At 72.8% G+C, this 18901-nt stretch carries 9 protein-coding genes and 2 pseudogenes; 3 read left to right on the top strand and 8 right to left on the bottom strand.

What is annotated here, in order from left to right:
- Positions 1 to 182: 182 nt before the first annotated feature.
- The gene (locus ACIRJP_RS03300) at positions 183 to 1526 is read right to left on the bottom strand and encodes an endonuclease domain-containing protein (RefSeq protein WP_404167593.1); all 1344 of its coding nucleotides are present in this window, start codon (positions 1524 to 1526) and stop codon (positions 183 to 185) included.
- A gap of 389 nt (positions 1527 to 1915) precedes the next feature.
- On the opposite strand from ACIRJP_RS03300, the gene ACIRJP_RS03295 reads away from it, so the two are divergent.
- Entirely contained in the window at positions 1916 to 2434 is a 519-nt protein-coding gene (locus tag ACIRJP_RS03295; protein ID WP_404167591.1) for a HEAT repeat domain-containing protein, read from the top strand.
- 676 nt (positions 2435 to 3110) lie between these two features.
- On the opposite strand, the gene ACIRJP_RS03290 is transcribed toward ACIRJP_RS03295, so the two are convergent.
- Positions 3111 to 3809, bottom strand: a complete 699-nt coding sequence (locus ACIRJP_RS03290; protein WP_404167589.1) for a hypothetical protein — start codon at positions 3807 to 3809, stop codon at positions 3111 to 3113.
- A 149-nt stretch (positions 3810 to 3958) separates the two neighbouring features.
- On the opposite strand from ACIRJP_RS03290, the pseudogene ACIRJP_RS03285 reads away from it, so the two are divergent.
- A pseudogene (locus tag ACIRJP_RS03285) lies at positions 3959 to 4154 on the top strand (IS256 family transposase); the annotation flags it as partial.
- Here ACIRJP_RS03285 and ACIRJP_RS03280 read toward each other — a convergent pair.
- On the bottom strand, positions 4135 to 4578 hold the full coding sequence (locus ACIRJP_RS03280; protein WP_404167587.1) for a hypothetical protein: 444 nt from the start codon (positions 4576 to 4578) through the stop codon (positions 4135 to 4137). The pseudogene ACIRJP_RS03285 and the gene ACIRJP_RS03280 sit on opposite strands and share 20 nt — an antisense overlap.
- Before the next feature lie 1242 nt (positions 4579 to 5820).
- Here ACIRJP_RS03280 and ACIRJP_RS03275 point away from each other — a divergent pair.
- Positions 5821 to 6069: pseudogene (locus tag ACIRJP_RS03275) on the top strand (TetR-like C-terminal domain-containing protein); the annotation flags it as partial.
- Between the two features lies 1 nt (position 6070).
- Here ACIRJP_RS03275 and ACIRJP_RS03270 read toward each other — a convergent pair.
- The 5 genes from ACIRJP_RS03270 to ACIRJP_RS03250 form a co-directional block, all read right to left on the bottom strand.
- Positions 6071 to 7942 carry a hypothetical protein gene (locus ACIRJP_RS03270; protein WP_404167585.1) on the bottom strand — a complete coding sequence of 624 codons (1872 nt, stop codon included), beginning with the start codon at positions 7940 to 7942 and terminating at the stop codon, positions 6071 to 6073.
- Positions 7939 to 11691 carry a DUF5682 family protein gene (locus tag ACIRJP_RS03265; RefSeq protein ID WP_404167583.1) on the bottom strand — a complete coding sequence of 1251 codons (3753 nt, stop codon included), beginning with the start codon at positions 11689 to 11691 and terminating at the stop codon, positions 7939 to 7941. The genes ACIRJP_RS03270 and ACIRJP_RS03265 overlap by 4 nt, the downstream gene beginning before the upstream one ends.
- Positions 11688 to 12842 (bottom strand): AAA family ATPase, encoded by a 1155-nt coding sequence (locus ACIRJP_RS03260; protein WP_404167581.1) that lies wholly within the window; start codon positions 12840 to 12842, stop codon positions 11688 to 11690. Before ACIRJP_RS03260 ends, ACIRJP_RS03265 begins: the two co-directional genes overlap by 4 nt.
- 153 nt (positions 12843 to 12995) lie before the next feature.
- A complete protein-coding gene (locus ACIRJP_RS03255; protein ID WP_404167579.1) occupies positions 12996 to 17903 on the bottom strand; it encodes a DNA-binding protein in 4908 nt (1635 codons plus the stop codon).
- Positions 17900 to 18766: a DUF4132 domain-containing protein gene (locus ACIRJP_RS03250; protein WP_404167577.1), complete on the bottom strand. Its 867-nt coding sequence runs from the start codon at positions 18764 to 18766 to the stop codon at positions 17900 to 17902. The genes ACIRJP_RS03255 and ACIRJP_RS03250 overlap by 4 nt, the downstream gene beginning before the upstream one ends.
- Between the last annotated feature and the right edge of the window lie 135 nt (positions 18767 to 18901).

The raw sequence follows: 18901 nt of genomic DNA, 5'->3' as shown, positions 1-18901 counted from the left end.
CGCCGCCACCTGATGACCGCCACCGAATACCGCGCCGAGATGACCACCCGCTTCGTGATCTGGGACCAGATCACCGGCGCCACTACCCCGCCCACGACAGCGTGACCCAGGTCCCCGCCCAGACCGCTACACGCCCTGACGCGCCCTCAATCGATCAACATCCCACCAACGTGACAACGCCCTCAAAACAGTTCTAGGTCCTTGCCGCTGGTGTCCGCGATGACTGGCCGGAACTGGGCAGGGAGGCCGTCCAGGCGGTCAGGACCGGCCGCGGCGGCCACGGCAGGTGCCGTCTCGGCCAACCACGCACGAAACCGCTCGGCGGCTTCGCGGTAGGGGACTCGCGCCAGGACACGGTGCTCGCCGGAGGGGCAGAAGTCGACGGCGACAGTGAGCAGGCAGGAACGGGGCGCCTTCTGACTGCCCGCCCAGGACACGCGCAGGGTACCGCAGGGCTTGCGCCCGCGGGGGGCGCGGTGGGTCGGACGCAGCGATCGGCAGGCTATGTGGGCGGTCCATGCGGCGAGGTGCGGCAGGGGCAGGGTGGTGCGTGCGCGGCAGCCGGGGCAGCGGTGCCAGTGGCGGAGCCAGTCGTCGGTGTCGGTGCGGAAGAGGCGTGTGTAGCGGTTGGCCACGCGGATGTCGTTGCTGTATAGGTGGTCGGGGCGTTCCTGTGTGTTGCAGGACTGGCAGACGGGGGCGCGAACGTAGCCGTGTTCGTGGCAGTGGTCGAGCACGGTGGCAGGCGCAGTGCGGCAGACGGCGCACGCCCACCCAGCCACCCTGCGGGAGGAACCGGTCTTCCTGCTGAGCACCGAGTACAGCTGGCCTTCCAATTCTTTGTTGTACGGGCGCAGTGCGGCGGTGGGGCCCTCGGGGCTCGTCGTCTGCCGACCGCCGGCGTCTCGGACCTGCCGGGGGTGGGAGGGCGGCTCGGTGACGGCTGCGCTTGCTTGGCGTGTCCGCGCGGCTTGCACCCACTGCGTTTCGGCGTGCTCGACCGCGTCCAGCAGCCTGACCACAGCGCGCGGCAGCCACCATGTGCGCTGTGTACCGGCGCGGGTCTGCTCCACGAGTATCTGCCGCCAGTCGATCCCCGCCAGATGGTACGGCTGGCCGACTTCACGTCGTGCTGCCCGCTCGGGGCCGCCCAGCTCCTGCAGTTCCTTCGTGATGTGCTGGCGCCAACGCAGCGGCGTTTCCTCGTTGCACTCCTGCCTCGGCGCCCCACGAAACGGACCGATACGGACCAGGTCCTGCCGATCCATCGCAACTGCGTTCAGTTCTGCGGCCGCCCGGCGCACCTCAACCTCCGGAACAATCCACTGACCGCCGCTCGCCCTCACCGTCGCCACCACATGGCCGCCGAGCAGGACGTACCCCACCCGGGCACGGGCAGGGGAGCAGGTGAATGCCCCAGAGGCCGTCGGCACAGCACTGTCGGCCGTCAAATCGACCCACAGGACATCCGCGGCAACCAAGGTGATCAGGCCGTCCGTGCGGCCGGGCATGACACGCTCTGACATACCGACAGGCTAACGGCCTGCAACGCGGCAACGGGTCCCAAGCGCCTCGGTCATACGGGCCGGCGCGAACCTGTCCGCGGCGTGTTCGCCGCCGGCGACGTCATCGACCCCACCTACCGCCAGGCCGTCACCGCCGCCGCCTCCGGCCGGGTCGTCCGCGTTCAGAAGGGAGGTTCGTCGCTGTACGTCTGCTGACTGCTGGTCTTCTTTTGCGGTGTTCCGGTGGCCTGGCTTTGTCCACGAGAACGGGAGTCGTTTGTCGATGAGCGCGGGAGGCGCCCCGGAGGCGGCCAAGTCGATGTTCACGAGTTCGGGAGGCACCCGCCGAGAATGATCTTGCTAGGGTCCACCCAGGATGGGGCGTTCAACGCGTGGGAGGTGGTCAAGCGATGACCCGCGAGGAGCAGGAACTGATCATGGGCCTGGTGTTCGTACCGGGCAAAGGCCGGACGCGCACGCTCGACGAGGTGCTCGCCCACTTCGGCGAGTCCGACGGCGAGGCCCTGGCGCTGAGTCTGCTCCGGGACGCCATGGAGCGCCAGGACGCCGACGACGTCGAAATGGCGCTGATCCTCCATGCCTCTGCCGGCGCCTCCGTCGAGGAGTTCCTGGAGCCGTTGACCGAGTTGTTCCCCGCCGACTGGCACAGGGACCACGAGGACATCGTGCGCATGCTGGGCAGGCTCCGCTCGCCCAGGACGGTGCCGACACTGGCCCTGGCAACCCACTGGGTCCCCGAGCACCTGGACTGGGACGAGAACCGGGCACTCGCGGTGAAGGCAATCTGGGCCCTCGGCGCCATTCCCGGCCCGGAGGCCCGGGATGCCCTCGAAGGTTTGCGCGACGATGGGAACGAGATCATCCGCGAGAACGCGCTAAATCAGCTCGCACGCCGCGGCGAACTCTGACCGCGGAGTCGTAGCCGCTCACCCGGAACGCCCGGCCGCGTTTCCTCGGCCAGGCGTTCCGCCCAAGATCAATCTCGCCAGGACTTCCTGTACCTCGGCCACTCAAGGGAGGTCACGCAAAACCAACCCGCCGGGCCATGAGTGACTCCCAAACTCATCGACATTGATCAAGGAACCGGGGTTCTGGCACACATTCCGTTTGCGCCGTGAGGCGCTGTTGGTTCGAGTGGAGGTGGAAGACCTGCGCCAACCCGCTGTCGCAGCAGTTGGGTTGCAGCTGAGGGCAGCCTGATCCGGGTGATGCCGGGGAGGGCGAGAGCGGCCCTGACAACGCCGGGACGTGTCCAGTACTGCCAGATGGGGCGGGTTTCACCTGCCCGCTCCCCCCTCACGCGGTCCTCTCCTGCTCCGGGCCCGCCGCCCCGGCCGGTCGACGGCGTCGGCTACGACCCGGTCGCCACCGAGTGCCTGGAGCCGTCGCCGAAGTCGGTGGTCTGTGAGGTCCTTGGGGAGCGTCGGCACCAGAACTGCCGTGGTCATGCAGCGCCCGCGACTACCGGCGGCATCCGAACAGGCCGCCCCTCCTCGTCAGCCCTTGGAGTGGCAAAACAGGTGCCCGCCCTGCGCGAGGAGCCCATGTGGCACCGAATCAGCGGACGGAGACCCTCCGCAGTGATCAGCGGTTAGTGTCCGCCATGGGCCAGTGTACGACCGTCGTCTCCGGCGTGACACGCTTCGGGTCCTGCTGCATTCCCATCCCTCCGACCATCTGGGCACGCCGGTGTTGAGACAACCAACTGAGAGAGCGAGACACCGTCTCGCGTTGACCGCCGAAGTCATGGCGGCAACTGTCACGGCCACCTTGGTCGTCGTTCTCGCCATCCAGCACGACACCGTACTTGCCTTCATCTTCGCGGTGGGCTCCGCCTCGTTCGTCGTCGACGCGATACGCCGGATCCGCAGAAGCTCGGGAGCAAGGACAAACTGAATACACCGGCGTACCCTTGCCGTCCTCGCCCCCGTCCTTGGCGGTCAGGAGGGTCACGAGGACGTCGTCCGGCAGCGGTCGGACCCATCGGGGGTAGTGACGGGGGCCGGCGGCGAGCCACCCGCGGACGATCCCCGACGGGTCCGTCGCCAAGGGGGCGAGCCGCGCCGGGTCGACGTACCGGTTGCGGGCGAGCGCGCGGCGGATGACTCCGGCCGGATGGCGCAGGGCAGCGTCGATGACGGCATCAGGCAGGTCACGACCCTCGCACATCAGCAGGCCGGCCTCACCGGCCACTCGATCCAACAGGCGTGCCAGTACGTCGGAGGGCCCCGCCGAATTGAAGGCGATGCCGCGCAGCCACGGTTCACGCAGAGAGTCGAACACCGTGTCATCCTGCTACCTCGTCGCTTGAACCGGGCCGCCCGACTACGACTGCGGCGGCGCCGGGGCGGCTCCGCGTCCACCCGCGCCGGGAGCACGCACGACATCTGGGCTGTCGAGGAGTTGGCCTAGCTGAGTTGGCCGCCGAGACGGACGATCGGGGCCGGCGCATCCGCAACGGCCACCACCGGCCCCGCACCGTGGTCACCGCGGCAGGTCCCCTCAAGGTCACCGCGCCACGGGTGAACGACCGGCGCGTGGACGAAGCCACCGGCCAAGCGGTTCTCCTCGAAGATCCTGCCGCCGGGGTGCCGCAAGTCCCCGGAGATCAGCGAGGTGCTGCCGCTGCGTCGCTCAGGAAGGTGACGAAGCGACCGAAGGCCTCGTCCCCAGAGCGATTACCGGCGAGCTCCGCGCACAACGCAGGGAAATCAGCCCAGGCCTCGCCCTCGACGGTCCACCTGGCAACGCTGCTACGCCCGTCACGGATGTGCACTTCGTCGACCCACCGGTCGAGGCCGTCGCCCGCCGAGTAGACGAAGAAGTGCGCGTCCTCCATAGCCGGTGCCAGGAGATCGATGAGCTGGTGAAGGTTGCGCATGTCGATGTAGCAGATGTCCGACAGCATCTCCAGGCCGAGGTAGTCAGCCTCCGGTGGGCCCAGGTCGAAGCCCCAGCCTCGCCCATGGACCTTCTGGTTGAGCAGATGGACCGGCCAGGTTTTCTGCCTGGGCACCTCGGCAGCCACCACCGAGAGCGTCTCCTCGACCAAAGACCGCCACCCCGGACGCACTCGAACAAACGTCCAGTTCGAGTCGGGCCACGGCGACACCTGAGGAAACCACAACCGGTACCGCCCATACCATCGATCATCGCGCCAACGATCATCCCCCCTGGTGACAAACGTTCCTGATAGCTCGATCGGTTGGGGCTCTCTCATGGGCGGAGCATATGAGACACCGCCGTCGGCGCCATGGAGCTCCACGTCCGGTCGGCAAGCCATCCCGGGCCGGCATGCCAGGCTCAAGCACAAGGCTTTCACCAAGCCTCAGTGAGACACCTCCACCCTCACGCACCACCTGACCCACAGCTCTTGACAATCGCTCATCCATGCGGCGAAGCCGATGTCGATGGCGACTCGTACTACCCCGACGACGACGTCCTGCCAGGCGTCGTCCAGGCCCTGGTGGTCGCCGGCTGCTCAGGCGTCGACAATGCGGTCCCAGCGGCGGACGCTCAACGTGCGGTAGTCCACCAGCCGCTGGAGCGGACGCGCCAAGCTCTCCGTTGACAAGCTTCACCAGTTGGCCGACCCCGGCCTGGAGTGGGCCACGGGGTGACGGAGGACGGCGGCGCCCGTCCCGGGGATGTGCCCGAGACGGGAGCCTCGTTCGTCCTTGCCGCCACGAGACCGCGTGGCCGGCCTTCTTGGGACTACGGGACGGATGTGTCGGGAGGGCTCGGGCCGGCCGAGGCGCAGGCGGGTGAGGAGGCTGAGTTCGTCCGGTCCGTTTGCCCGTACGTTTTCCAGCAGGCGGCGGTTGAGTCGGGTGCCGGTCTGGTGTTTGAACTGGAGGAACTTTTCCAGTTCGGGTTCGCCGTTCAGTACGTCGTCCTTGTCGCCGTAGGTGAGGGCGTGGGCGGCTCCGTCGTCCAGGAGGCGGCCGATCAGCTTGGCGAGGGCGCCGGGGGCGGAGCCGGTGTAGCCCCAGTACGGGCAGGGCTATGCCGAGGGTGGGCTGATGGCCGAGGTCGCGGCCCGTGCCGGGGCCAACGAGACCATGGTGTACGGGCGTTGAGGCATCCGGGAGAAGCTCGCACTGGACGCCATGCTGGCAGGCAGCGACGAGGGCATCCCCGACACCGGAGCCGTCCGCACCGACCTGGCCGCCTTCGCCCACGCACCGGCCGAGTACCAGGCCGCCCCGACCGGCCGCTCCGTCGGGCCTCGCTCAGCGCCGAGGACCCCGACCTCGCCGCGGCTTGGCACACCTTCTGACAGTCCCGCCTCGATCAGGCCGGCGCCATCATCAGCCGGGCCGTCGAACGCGGAGAACTCCCGGCGGACACGGACAGGGACACGGCCCTGGCACTGGAACTGCTCTGCTCCCCGCTCCAGACCCGCTCCCTGCTCGACCCCCGCCCGATCGAGCCGGACCTCCCGGAGCGCTTGACGGACTTGGTGCTGAACGGTCGGACCGGGGCCCGGGGCCGTCTGAGCCCATCGGGCGGCCCAGGCGGCCCGATGGGCTCAGTGTTGTAGGTCACGACCAGGACGCGGCCACCAGCGAGCGTTCCGCAGCCGCCAGGTGCACGGCCGAGGCGAGCCAGGCCCTCGCGTAGGCGTCGGCCGAGGGGTCGGTCAGGCGGCCGAAGGTGTCGCGGGGGCGGCCGCCCGCCTCCGTTGTCAGGGCCTGTGCGAGATGGGCCGCTACGCCGAGTTCCGCCCGGGTCAGGCGGGCGGAGAGCGAGGCCGCGTCCGTCCCGCGGCCCGCCTCCGCCACGGCACGGCGACCGCCCGCGACGCCCGTCTCCAGCAGGCGCCGGACACGCCACAGCGGTGCCTCCGCCAGCGGGTCGAGGCCTGCGGTGACCGGCCTGCAGGCCGCGGGTTCCGCCGCTGCGCGGGGGAAGTGCTCGCCCTGGAGCCGGTCGTAGCCCAGGTCGGCACGGCCCTTCCACGTGTCCGGCAGCCGCAGCGTGGCGGATGCCCCCGGCACCGGCCCCACCGCCAGCGGCAGGAGCGTCGCCGCCCGGTCCAGGTCGGGACGGCCGAGCACGCGCAGGGCGAGCCCCGGGTGACCGGCGATCCGGCGCAGGTTGGCGGCGTGCGGCAGCTCCGGGTGGGGGTGTGCGGGGCAAAGCCGCAGCAGCGGTCCCTCACCGGCGACGCGGACGACGACAGAGTCGCCGGCCGCACCGATCACCTCGACGTCGCAGCCCAGCAGACTCGGCGTTGTACTGCCGGGTCCGCCCGTCCCGGGCGGGCCGTCGGTGAGCACGGCGGCCATCGCCTCCTGCACCGGTCGGGCGAAGAGGGCGGCGGCAGGTTCCTCCGACCAGTCCACCCCGCGCAGTGGCGTAGCGCTGACCCCCCGTCCTGCCCCGAGCCGCCCGTCCGCGGAGACGGTCGCGCCGACGATCCGCAGACCTCCGCGTGCCAGCCCGGCGTGGTCGAGGACGGCACCGCCGAGCGCCACGGACGCGGACCCCGCGCCCTTCACGCGGGCGAGGCCACCGGGGCGCACGTCGGACACCGTGTAACCGGCGCCGTCCGAACCGACCAGGTGCGTGGTCACTCCGCCGTACCCCGTCGCGGACAGCACCGGCTCCCGGCACAGGCCGTACACCCGCAGGCTGCCGCCCTGTACGTAGACCCGGCGCGCGGAGCCGGCCGCCTCCGTGTCGGCCGACCCGGAGACGAGGAGGGCGGTGCCGGCCAGCAGCTCACGGAAGGCTCCGGTGAGGTCGGCGAGACTCTGTCCCTGGCTCCGCTCCCGCGCGGCCCTCAGGCTCCGTACAACTCGCAGCGCGGCCGCTTCGGCCCGCGGCAGCCCGGCCAGCCGCGCGGTGTGGGCGGCGCGGAGCAGCTCGGCCTGCACCACGGCGCCGCCCGCCGTGACACCGGCGGACAGGGCTTCGGCGGCGGCCTCCCACAGCGCCGTGGCGGCCTGGACCTGCGCCGCGGTGAGGGCCGCCGGCTTGACCACCGTGGCCGCAACGTCGATGGCGGGGGTGTTGGGTGCGGGCTCCTCGGGACCCGCACCTGTGTCGGAAGTTGTGCCCGGGCCTGCGGCCTCACCCGTACCTGAGTCGTCCTCCCCGCCCACGTCGTCCTCGCCGTCGGCGATGGGCGCCACGCCCAGGGCCGCGGCCCGGTGCAGGCAGCGCGGGGCCAACAGGCAGGTGCACACGGCCTGTTCCGCGTTGGTGACCGTGCCGGACGGGCCTGGACGCAGCGTGACCGTGGCGTCCTCGCCGAAGTGGACCTCGATCGCTCCCTCGGCCGTGGCGGAGGCCCGGTCGGCGCAGCCCGAGATCGCTGCGTCGAGTTTCTTGCGCAGCCGGGCGCTGAGCTGCTCCACGGCGTCGGCGAGGACGTCGGGGGCGACGGGAGGCAGGAGTTCTGTGCTCAACGGGGTTCTCCACGGAGGCGGTCGCCCACCCAGCGGGCGAGTTCGAGCGGGCTGAGGGCGGCCACCGGCATACCTGCCGCGACGAGTTGGCGCGCCACGGACACCGAGTAGCGCGGTCTGCCGGTGTCGTCGAGCGCCGCGCAACCCAGCAGGTGGGAGCCGGAGGCCGCCAGGGCACGCACCTCGCCCAGCAGCCCGCCGAGCGGGGCGCCCTCCTCGAAGTCGCTGACCACGACGACGAGCGTGCGGCTCGGCACGGTGATCAGCGAACGCGCGTGCGCGAGCCCGGCCGCGATGTGCGTACCGCCGCCGACCCGGACCTCCAGCAGCAGCGACAGCGGATCCTCGACCCGGTCGGTCAGGTCGATCACCTGCGTGGAGAAGGCCAGGAAGTGCGTGGACAGAGTCGGAACCCCGCCAAGAACCGCGGCCGTCAGCGCCGACCAGATCACCGACGCCTCCATGGAGCCGGAGACATCGACGACGAGGACCAGGCGCCAGTCCGCCTCCTTGCTCGCCCGCGTGCTGAACAGCGGGCGCTCCGGTACGACGACGAGCCGGCCGTCCTCCGTCCGCCGGGTGTGGGCGAGATTGGCCCTCAGGGTACGGGCGAGGTCGAGGCGCCCGCCGGGCCGTCGGGTCGGGCGAGGGGTGGCCAGACCGGTGAGCGCCGGGCGCAGTCGGGTGGCCAGCTCCCGGGACAGCTCGTCGACGAGCCGCTTCACCAGCGGCCGCAGCCGGGCGAGTTGGGCCTCGGGCATTCCTCCGGCCAGGGACAGCACCGAACCGAGCAGCTCCACCGACGGGCGCACCGACGCCGGATCGAGCTGCGCGAGCACGTCGGTGCGACCCGCGTCGGCGGCCTCCGCGAGGACCTCCTCGCGTACGTCGGTGCCGAAGAGGGCCTCCAGCTCCTGCGCCCACTCCCGCGCGGTGGGGAAGGACGGGTCCTGACCACCGCCTCGACCTGGTGCGCCGCCGTCCAGGTCCTGGGCGCCTTCGCCGCGCCCGCGGCCGTAGAGCTCGTCCAGAGCGTGGGCGTAGCGGCGCGCGTCGCCGGTGAGGCGTTCCTTGTGGCGACCGAGCAGCAGCCGCCAGCGGTCGGCACGGCCGAGCCGTCGGTCCGCGTCGTCCGCGGCGGCGCTGTGCGCTGCGGGCGGGGGTGCGGGGCGGGGATTGTCGGCCGAGTCCGGGCTCGGGTTCGTTTCCGCGTCGGCCTCCGCACCCGGCAGGCCCAGGGCCTTCAGCGCTGCCGATCCAGCCAGGTCGGCCGCCGCCCACAGGGCGAGCAGCTCGGGCGGGGCGTCGAGTGACAGGTCGAGCCGGTCGCCGAGCCGCTCCGTCACGGTGGTGAGCAGCCGGTCGCGCGCGGCGGGGGCCAGCGTGTCGAAGCCACCGCGCAGCGCCGGGAGCCGGTCGAGGAAGTCCTGGTCGGCCAGCGCATCAACCCGGTCCATGAGCACGGCGAGCGCGTCCGGTGACGCTTGGAGCAGGGGACCGGCTGCGGTGAGCAGCCCGGCAAGACGCTTCGCCAGCGCCCGGCGCGTGTCCGGAGCCGTGGCCCCGTCGATCCAGCCGGCCGTTCGCTCGCCCAGCCCGGCCACGTCGTCCAGGTCGAGCAGCACACGTACCGCCAGGGCCGCGCCCTGGATGAGTGGGGAGCCCTCGGCCGCCAGCTCGGCGAGCGCCCGCTCCAGTCGCAGGCCCAGGTGACGGGCGGCTGTCCGGTCCGCGAACGCCACCAGCGCCCCGGCGTCGGCGCCGCTGTCGCTCCCGGCGAGGCCGGGCAGGGACCGGACCGCGGCTTCGATGAGTTCCTCCGTGAGCGCGCCGGCCGTCGTGCGGGTGTCCTGCGTCGTGGCGGGGTAGTGGCCTCGCTGCAGTCCCTCCAACAGGTCCAGGGCCTGGAGGAGCTCGGGCAGGTCGGCGCTGTCGGGCAGCACGGCGGAGGCCTCGTACAGGCGCGCGTCGACCAGTTCGGGCAGGCCGCAGCGCGCGGCGGCGGTCAGCCCGGTGAGGATCTGGGCCGGGGTGGGTCCGCCTTCGGCGGCCTCGTGGCGCGCGGTCGCGGAGAGTGTACCGGCGGCGGCCTGGGCCGCGGTCACCCCGCGCGCGCCGGCGAGGTCGAGGCGCGCGGGCACGGACGGCGTCCATGCCAGACGCCACTTGGTGCCGAGCGCGGTGCCGTCGCCCGTGCTCGCCACGTCCAGAGGTTCGCCGTACGAGGCGCCGATCACCAGCAGCCGCTGGAGCAGCACTTCGCGACGGCCGTCCAACGGAGAACGGAGCGGGTCGAGGCGCAGGTCTCGGCGGTCGGGGGCGTCCGGTCTGGGCAGCCGCAGTTCCGCGAGCTCGGCCTCGACCGAGGGGCCGAGACCGGACCGGGGCGCGCGCGGGCTGATCCGGCCGCGCGCGGTGCCGACGAACACGGCCTCCAGCGCGCGGGCCAGGGCCCGGCCCCGGCCGAAGGGTTCACCCTGACCGAGGACAGTGGTGACGGCTTCCAGGACTTCGCCGCGCCCGGGAGCGGGCAGTCCGCGCAGGGCGGCCAGGTCGCAGGCCAGACGCAGCGTCTCGGCGGCCTCGCCGGTCCCCGCGGTGTGACCGCCGCGGCGCATCTCCCGACACAGGCCGGTCACCGCGTCCGCCACCGCCACCCGGATCCGTTCCGGATCGCCGGCGGCGGTTAGCACCGCCTGCTGCCACAACGGGTCGCGGATTCCGGCCGGGTAGCCGGACCGGGAGTCGAGCAGGTCGAAGGAGTAGGGCACGAGGGAGGTCACCGCCGAGCCATCGGTCGCTGCGGTGCCGTCTTCCCCGGCGCTGCCGGCCGCCCGAACCTCTGCCGCGTCCGAACCGGACCGCCACGTGCCGGGCCCCGCACCGCGCGGCCCGGCCTCGGACGGGACGGCCGCCCGCCCCGTAGCGCCGGAGACTCCCGTCGTCCCGGTCCGGGCCTCCGCTCCGGGATCCGCCTCCGTGGACGCGAGAAGCGCGGGTGCGTGGAAGGCGCCGACCACGGCTGCCACCCGGCGCCCGTCCGCCGCGGCAGAGGCGATTACCTGCCGCATCCACTCCTCTCGCGCCAGGTCGGCGGCGGGTACTGAGGCGTCGGCGCGCAGAGCCCAGCCCACGCCCAGTGCGGCTCGGCGCACCGCGTCCGGGGCGCACCCCGGAGCCAGCACCTCCACCGCGCGGTCCCACAGGTCGTCACCGTCCCGGCCGGTCCCGGCGGCGGCGAGCGCCTCGGCGTACGAGCGCCGCACCCGCGCCGTCCCGTCTTTGGGGGCAGGGTCCGGACCGGCGTCGAGCGCACCCGACGGCGTATTGGCCTCCGGACGTACGGCCTCGCTCCCGTCCGGGGCGCGCACCGGTCCGAGCGCCCCAACCGACCAGCCGGGGTCGCCGAGGGGGAGGTCACAGCACACAACCTCCACCCCGCGGCTTGTGGCCCAGCGGACCGCGGCGAGCTCCGGTGAGAAGTCGGCGAAGGGGTAGAACGAAAGCCGTCCCCCCTCGCCCGCCCCGGCCAGGGCGACCGGGGCCACGGTTTCGGGGTGTGCCAGGTGTTCCAGCCAGGGCTGGAAGTCGGTCGGCAGCTCGACGCAGACCACCTCGGCCCGCGCATCTTCCAGCAGGGCGGGTACCACCGCGGCCAGCGCCGGACTGTGGTGGCGCACTCCCAGCAGGTACGGCCTGCGCGATGCGGCCAGTGCGTCCACGGCCGTGCGAGGGTCGGCGGCCGTCAACGCAGGCTCCCGCGCAGGTCCCAGAGTCGGCGCCACATCGCCGAGCCGTTCTCCGCGCGGCGGCGCACCGGGCCGTCCCAGTAGCCCAGCAGCCGTGCGTGGTCGGCGGGGTCGTCCTTGCGGACCACTCCGAGCAGATGTCCCGGCAGCAGGTCGAGCACGTCCCCGCCGGGCAGATAGGCGGCCGCGACCCCGAGCGACGCCGCCACCTGGACGGCCTCGGCGGTGGACATGACCGTGCCCGGCCGCTCCACGTCCCATCCCTCGGTGGAGCGGCCGGTGCGCAGGTCCCGGAAAGCGGTGACCAGGGCGTCGAGAACGGCGTCATCGACGGCGAAGGCCGCGCCCGCCCGCTGCACGGCGGCGACAGCCTGGCGGCGGATGAGGACCGCCTCGGCGTCGGCGTCGGCGATCGGGTCGACGGTCTCGAAGTTGAAGCGGCGCTTCAGCGCGGCCGACATCTCGGAGACGCCCCGGTCGCGCAGGTTGGCGGTGGCGATGACGGTGAAGCCGGGGGCCGCGCGGACGACCGCGTCCTCGGTGGTGGTCAGCTCGGGTACGCTGATCCGCCGGTCCGAAAGGATGGAGACGAGGGCGTCCTGGACCTCGGGCAGACAGCGGGTGATCTCTTCGACCCGCACCACCCGTCCGGCTCGCATGGCGGCGAGGACCGGGGAGTCCACCAGGGCCTGCGGGGTGGGGCCCTGGGCGAGCAGCAGGGCGTAGTTCCATCCGTAGCGGAACGCGTCCTCGGTGGTGCCCGCCGTGCCCTGCACCGTCAGGGCGCTGGTCCCGCTGACAGCGGCCGCGAGCAGCTCCGACAGCATTGACTTGGCCGTACCGGGCTCGCCGGTGAGCAGCAGCCCCCGCTCTCCGGCGAGGGTGACCACACAGCGTTCGACCAGCGCGCGCTCGCCGACGAACTTCGGGGCGATCATCAGCTTCGGCGGCAGACCGGCGCGACGTCGGGGCACGGCCAGCTCCACGCTGTCGCTGCCGCAGACGAACGTGACCACCGCGCGAGGGGTGAGCGCCCAGCCGGGCGGGCGCGGGCCGGGGTCCTGGGCGGCGAGGAAAGCGAGTTCGGCGGCGTGGCGCTCCTCGGCCGGCTGGCCCTGCCGGACGGGTGCGGTCTCTTCGGTGACGGTCATGCGGGTTTCCTTGTCATGGCTCGACAGGTGTTGCGTACGGTTCGGGGAACCGGCGCGGCGCACCCGGGGGTGGGCGCGCCGCGCCGCGCTGACGACGGGCGGCTGGTCAGCGGCGGCTCAGGTGCCGCTCGGCGGCGTCACAGTGACGGCGCCTCAGCGGCGGCGCCTCGTACGCCGCGCCTTCAGCTCCTCGAAGCGCGGGAGGTCGCCGTCGAGGATCCGCTGCCAGGCCCTGGCGAACAGCTCCGCGGCCGGTTCGATCGGCACCAGGGCGCCCAGCACGGGCCGGCCGCCCGTGGCCACCCCATACATCGGCAGCTTCCACTGCTCGACGGGCAGAACGGGCGCCGCCTGCTCCGCCCAGGCGCCCGGCAAGAACAGAGAGCGTCCCGCCCGGACCCGTACGGCCGACACCACCAGATCGGTCTCGGCCAGTTCGGCCCGCGCCGTCTTGAGACGGGCCGGCTTCCACCCCGTCCATCGCGCGGTGTTGCGGTCCGTCGGGTCGGGCATGGCCAGCAGCATCAGGTACAGCGTCGCCGCGTCGGCGGTCAGACCGCGCGCCTCGGCGACCTCGGCCACCCGCTCGGGCGCCGAACGAGACGGATCCTGCGGCCACCACAGGCCCTCGTCGTCCGCCGTGCCGGCAGCGGGCGCGCCCGGGTCGGCCAGCAGCCGTGCGAACGCCGGGTCGTACGCCCGCCCCAGGGCCGTCTCGACACCGGTGTGCTGCTGATCGGGGCCGCGCAGTGCCACCAGGTACGGGTCGGAGCCGGTGGAGTCCAGCAGGGCGGGCCGTATGGCCGGCTGGGGCTGGCCGTCCTGCGTGGCCATGAGCACCACGCCGTACCGCTCGTGGTCCGGCGCCGTCTCCGTCGGGGCGCCTGCCACCTTCCGGAAGTCCGCGAGGCTCGTGTAGTGCCCAGCGGAGAGCAGCAGTTCGGGTGCCGCGAGACGCTGCCGTACGGCGGTCAGCGCACTCGGCAGCGCCGCCCGCACCGGATCGCCGGCGGGCAGCCGGTGGGCCAGCCAGGCCGTCAGGCTCATCGAGCCGGCCAGCACCGCCGAGGTGAACGGAGCGTCGGCCGGGGACGCCGTCGCCGGGTGATCGCCCTCGATGTGCCACGGCACGTCGACGCCGAGCTCCGGCGACGACGCCGGTTCCAGCAGCGCCGGGAGTGCCCGGTGCACAGGCCAGCCGCTGCGCACGGCGCGTGCAGCCTCCGCCGCCAGCCAGTCGGGCACCTGTCGGCGCCGTCCCACCTTCTCGTTCCACACGGCAGCCGCCGACGCCACGTCCGGGCCCTCGCTCCACAGCAGTGCCGGGTCGTCGGGCAGGAGCGCCGCGAGTACCGCTCGGCGTACCTCGACCGGGAGCGCGCGCAGTTCGTCGCGAGCATGTCCCGCCTCGGCCACCTTCAGATCGAGCGCCTTGCGCAGCTCGGTCGGCAGGAAGTTGTTCTCCCAGCTGTCCACGTCGGGCATGCCTGCGAGAACTATCCGGGCCAGCGCCCGGGACACGCCGGTGAGGCGGCTGAACTCGTCGGCGGCGCCCGGCAGGAAGGGCACCTCCTCACGGGACCGCGCCTCCCCGAGGAAGCCGGTCAGCCAGTCGGCGCCGCGCACCCGGTCGCCCACCGGGGCGTCACCGCTCACGGTGTAGGGGCCGGGCACCTCGAAACGGCCGCTCGGGTCGTGGAGCAGTGCGCCGAACACCCACCCGTCGTCGACGGCGGAGTTGTGTTCGGTGATGCCGAGCACAGCACCGCCGCCCAGGGGCAGCACACTGCGGTGCGCGACGTTGTGCCGCTGGCCGTCCGGCATGTGCAGGTGGGGTGTCGCCAGGCGGATCAGGACCCGGCGCCAGTGACCGGCCGAGGCCGCCGTCGAGGCCAGCCCCAGCGCGTCCACCCGGCCGAGGACTTCGAGCAGGGCTGCCCGGTGTGCCGGGTCGCTGCCGGGCGCGACGGCCCGGTAGGCGATCGCGGCGGGCTCGTCCAGGAGCGAGACGAATGGCAGCCCCGAGTAGGGCAGGGAGGGCAGATCGAAGTGCAGTCGGCCCGGCAGCGCCGTGGCTGTGGTGTCCGCGCGCACGGACCCAAGGGTCTCCAGGTATCGGTGGGTCACGTCGGTGTCCGCGCCGTAGCGGTAGTAGCCGGTGTCGACGATGCCGTGCAGCGCCCTGGCGAGCACGTGGTCGCTCGGTCCCTGGTCCCGGACCTCCGTGGGCTCGGCGGCGTCGAGCCGTGCGGCCACGGCGTCCAGTGCCTTCTGCTGCCGCACCGCGAAGCGCAGCACCTTCACCACGCCGGCGATCAGCTCGGGTGCCGAGACCTGTGGCAGCGCGGCGCTCACCAGTTCGGGCAGGTCCGCCACCCGCTCCGCGAGCACGGCCGCCTTCAGCAGGACGCCGGCCGAACCCGCGTCGGCGCGCCGCAGCGCCGCCGACCCCTGCGGATCACGCGCGCGCAGCATGTACAGGTACGGCAGCGGCGGCAGGGCCTGAGCCGCGGTTCCGTACAGCTCGTTGCGGTGGTCGCACTGGGCCGTCGTCGTGACCATGCCCTCCGGGTCGCTGAGCGACAGCTCGCGCCACTCCTGGGTCAGTGCCCGCGGCCGGTCGTCACCGGGGAACGTGAGCGCAGCGACCGGCCTGCCGGCACCCTTCGGAAGGGTGACGAACCGTCCGGTGGTGTCCTCGCCGTGGTGGCCGCCGTCGCGCAGCCGCACGACACGCCAGCCGAGGAGCCCCTCCGCCGACGTCCCCTGGGCTGAACCCGCCACCGCCGGGGCGGGCCGCAGCCGGCACGAGTCGGCCGCCAGCTCGGCCCCGGGAGCGTGCCGCAGCAGCGCGTCGGCGAGGAAGCCGGGCTGTGAGCGTCGGCCGTACGCGCCGCCCACGGGGTCGTACTCGAGCCAGCCGCCCTTGTCCGCACCGTCGCTGTCCTGCCACACCCAGTACGACGTGCCGTCGGAGAGCAGGGCGCGTTCCGCGGGCAGCTTCGTGTCGCCGATGTGGAGGACCCCGCCGCCGGTGGTTCGGCCGCCGCCGGACAACTGCAGGCTGAGGTGATCCGAACGCATCGCCCAGGAGTCGGCGCCGGCGAGAGCGAACACGGTGTCGGGCGCGGTGTGCCAGTAGCCCTGCGGCTCGCCGCGACCGTACGTGCTCCAGAACACCAGCAGCGCACCGTCCACGTAGTGGAAGCCCGTCCGCCACACGGACGTGGTGGGCACCCGCAGATCGTGCACGAGAACGGTGGAGTCGGCATCGATGACGCGCACCTGCGTAGCGTTGGCCACGATCAGGTACGGCCAGGCCTCGACGACCGTCAGGCCCTCGGTCGTGTGGAGCCCGGGCGCCAGCTCCATCAGCGCCTCCTCCCACGCCGGCCAGCGCAGCTCCTCCCACAGACCACCCCGAAGCGTGCGCGCCACGGCCTCGCCGAGATCGGCACCGGCCGCGGTCGCGACCTCCTGCGGTGCGAGTGCGAGGGCCTCGGAGGGCAGCCACGAAAGCCGCTCGATCGCCTTCGGCAGTCCGGGCAGCCCGGCCGCCACCGACGAGGCGGCCACCTCGCGCATCCACTCGGTGAGCATCGGGCGGCCACCGGGCGAGGCGGCCAGCCGCCGCATCACGTCCGCACCGGAGGACGCGCTGTTGTAGCTGTTCGCCCCTCGCCCGAAGGCGGGCCGGAAGCGCGGGTCGGCCGCCAGCGCGACCATGTCCCGCGGCTCCTCGCCGCGCGCCCAGTCCGACAGGTTCAGGGCATTGCCACGCTGGTAGGCGGACTTCTCCTCGGGGTCGGCGACCGCGATCTCCAGCGAGAGCAGGAGGTCCAGCAGGTTCACGTCCTCGACACCGATCCGCAGGAACCGCTCGCCCTCGGGCCGCGCCGCCAGATCGGTACGCAGCCGGCCGGCCGCCCCCTCGACCAGCTCCAGCAGGGCGGGCGGCGTCGGGCGCGGTCCCCAGCCGCGATGCCGGGCACCGTGGAAGCGCTCCAGCCAGCCCGCCGCGCCGTCGGAGCACTGCTCCTCCTGTGGCAGGTTGGCGTCCGCGAGACCGGCGTCGGCCCCCGACTCCGCCAGGATCCCCAGCCACAGCTCGGTCATCTCCCCGTTGTCGCCGGGCGGGGTCATCGACAGCAGCGTGCCCCGCACGGACGGAACGCGCCGGGCCAGCGCGACAAGCGCGCCGCGGTGCGACTTCCACCAACCGGCGGCGGCCCGCAAGGTGGCCGGCAGCGGAAGGAGCTCGGCAAGGTAGTCCTGCTCCGCCTCATTGCCGGACAGGGCCGCCGCGCGGGCGAGCCGCTTCAGCTCCACCGCGGCCTGGGCGGACGGCGCGAGACCGCCGGCGGTCCGGCGCACGCACAGCCGCCGGAACCGCTCGTAGGCCTCGACCGGGGCGAGCCGGGCCGACAGGTCCTTGCCGTAACCGGTCAGGACCTTCACCGGCAGCGCGCCGGCCAGGGCGAACTCCAGGAACACGGCGTCGAGCCGCTCCTCGTCGACCGTCAGCCCGTGCTGCGCCTCGCTCGTGCGGGCACGGCCGAACAGCTGGCCGGCGTACGTGCTGTTCTCGACGCCGAGGAAGACCCGCGCGGCCTGTTCGTAGAAGACGGGCAGGAAGTGCGGGACGGCCGAGGCGAGCCGCCCGGCCAGCTCGTGGCAGGCGTCCAGGGCGGCCTTGGGCTTGGTCTTGGCCTGCCGGGCCAGCCGGTCCAGCTCCGGCACGACCGCCAGGGCGTGGTGCCCGTCCTCGGGGTGGTGAACCAGCACCCACTCGGGAAAGCCGAGTTCCTGGCGCCGGCCAAGACCGACCACGGCCGGCTCACTTTGCGGCTCAAGTCCGAGGAAGCCGGCGGCGAGGTCCTCGGCGGGTCCCAGTTCGGCCGTGGCCAGCCGCACGACGACCCGATCCTCGCCGAGCACCGCGTGGCGATAGGCCCGCGCGGTCAGCTCGACCGCTGAAGGGCCCGCACCCTGCGTGTCGGCGGGGAGGACGGCGCCTGCCGCGAGCAGCTCCTTGTTGTCGTTCCCAACAGTCCCGGTCACGCGTTCCCACCCTCTTCGATCGTGCGGCCGGCGTACAGCGCAGCGGCCATGCGCATCCCTTCGGACCAGGCCACCGGCCCGACCTCGGTCAGCCGCACGGCACGGCCGTCCTCGTCGTGCCAGCTCAGCCCGCCGGTCTCCGACTCCCCGTCCCAGTACGGCTCGCCGATCCACACCGACGCCTCCGCGGTGCGGCCCCCATCGCGCACCTTGGACGTGGCGTAGCCACCGGACACCCGGTAGCCGAGGCCTGTGGCGCGCGCCGCAAGACCGAACCGCGAGGCGAACTTCCCGCCCGCGTAGTCCCGTATCTCCGTTGCCGTCTCCGGACGCCCGGCATCCGGCCCGTCCGGCCTGGTCCAGGTCGCCCGGTGGATCTGCTCCACCTTCTGAGTGATGCCGAGGTCGGCCGCGAAGTCCCGTACGTCGTCCAGGTCCGGCAGGAGCACGGGGTGGGGAAGCGTCACCGTGCGCGGCGACAGCCGCACGGTCTCACCGTCGAGGTCGACCACCTTGAGCTCCCCGTCGCCGGTGACGTCCCGCAGGAAGCCGACCTCGTCCGGATCGTCGCCCACGACGGCCATGTCGCGCAGCGCCGCCTGCCACGCCTCGTCCGGCCACACCCGCGCGATCAGTTCGGTCGGGACCGGAAGCGACGACACCATCCAGGCATCCACCTGCGCCACGCACGAGGCCGCGTGCCGGTCCAGCCACTCGGCCAGCTGTCTCAGCCGGTCGACCCCGGGGCTGTCGCGCAACGCCTTCGGCAGCGTTTTCAACTGCCGCCCCCCGACGCGCCGTGCGACCACACGCCCGTCCTCAAGGGTGATCTCGTACCCCTCACCCGCTGCCAGCCACGCCATCAGCTGTGCCCTTCTGCCTGTCCATCAGATGTCAGCGCAGCCCGAACCAAGGGCCACGGAGCCCCTGGACTGCGATATGAGGGGAGCCTAACGAGGGCCACTGACAACGCAGATCGGTCCGCGGTGCCCTCACGA

The organism is Streptomyces sp. NPDC102437 (genome assembly GCF_044765565.1).
Taxonomy (GTDB): Bacteria; Actinomycetota; Actinomycetes; order Streptomycetales; family Streptomycetaceae; genus Streptomyces.
Note: the sequence above shows the minus strand (reverse complement) of the source record. Positions and strands in the feature narration are given on the sequence as shown.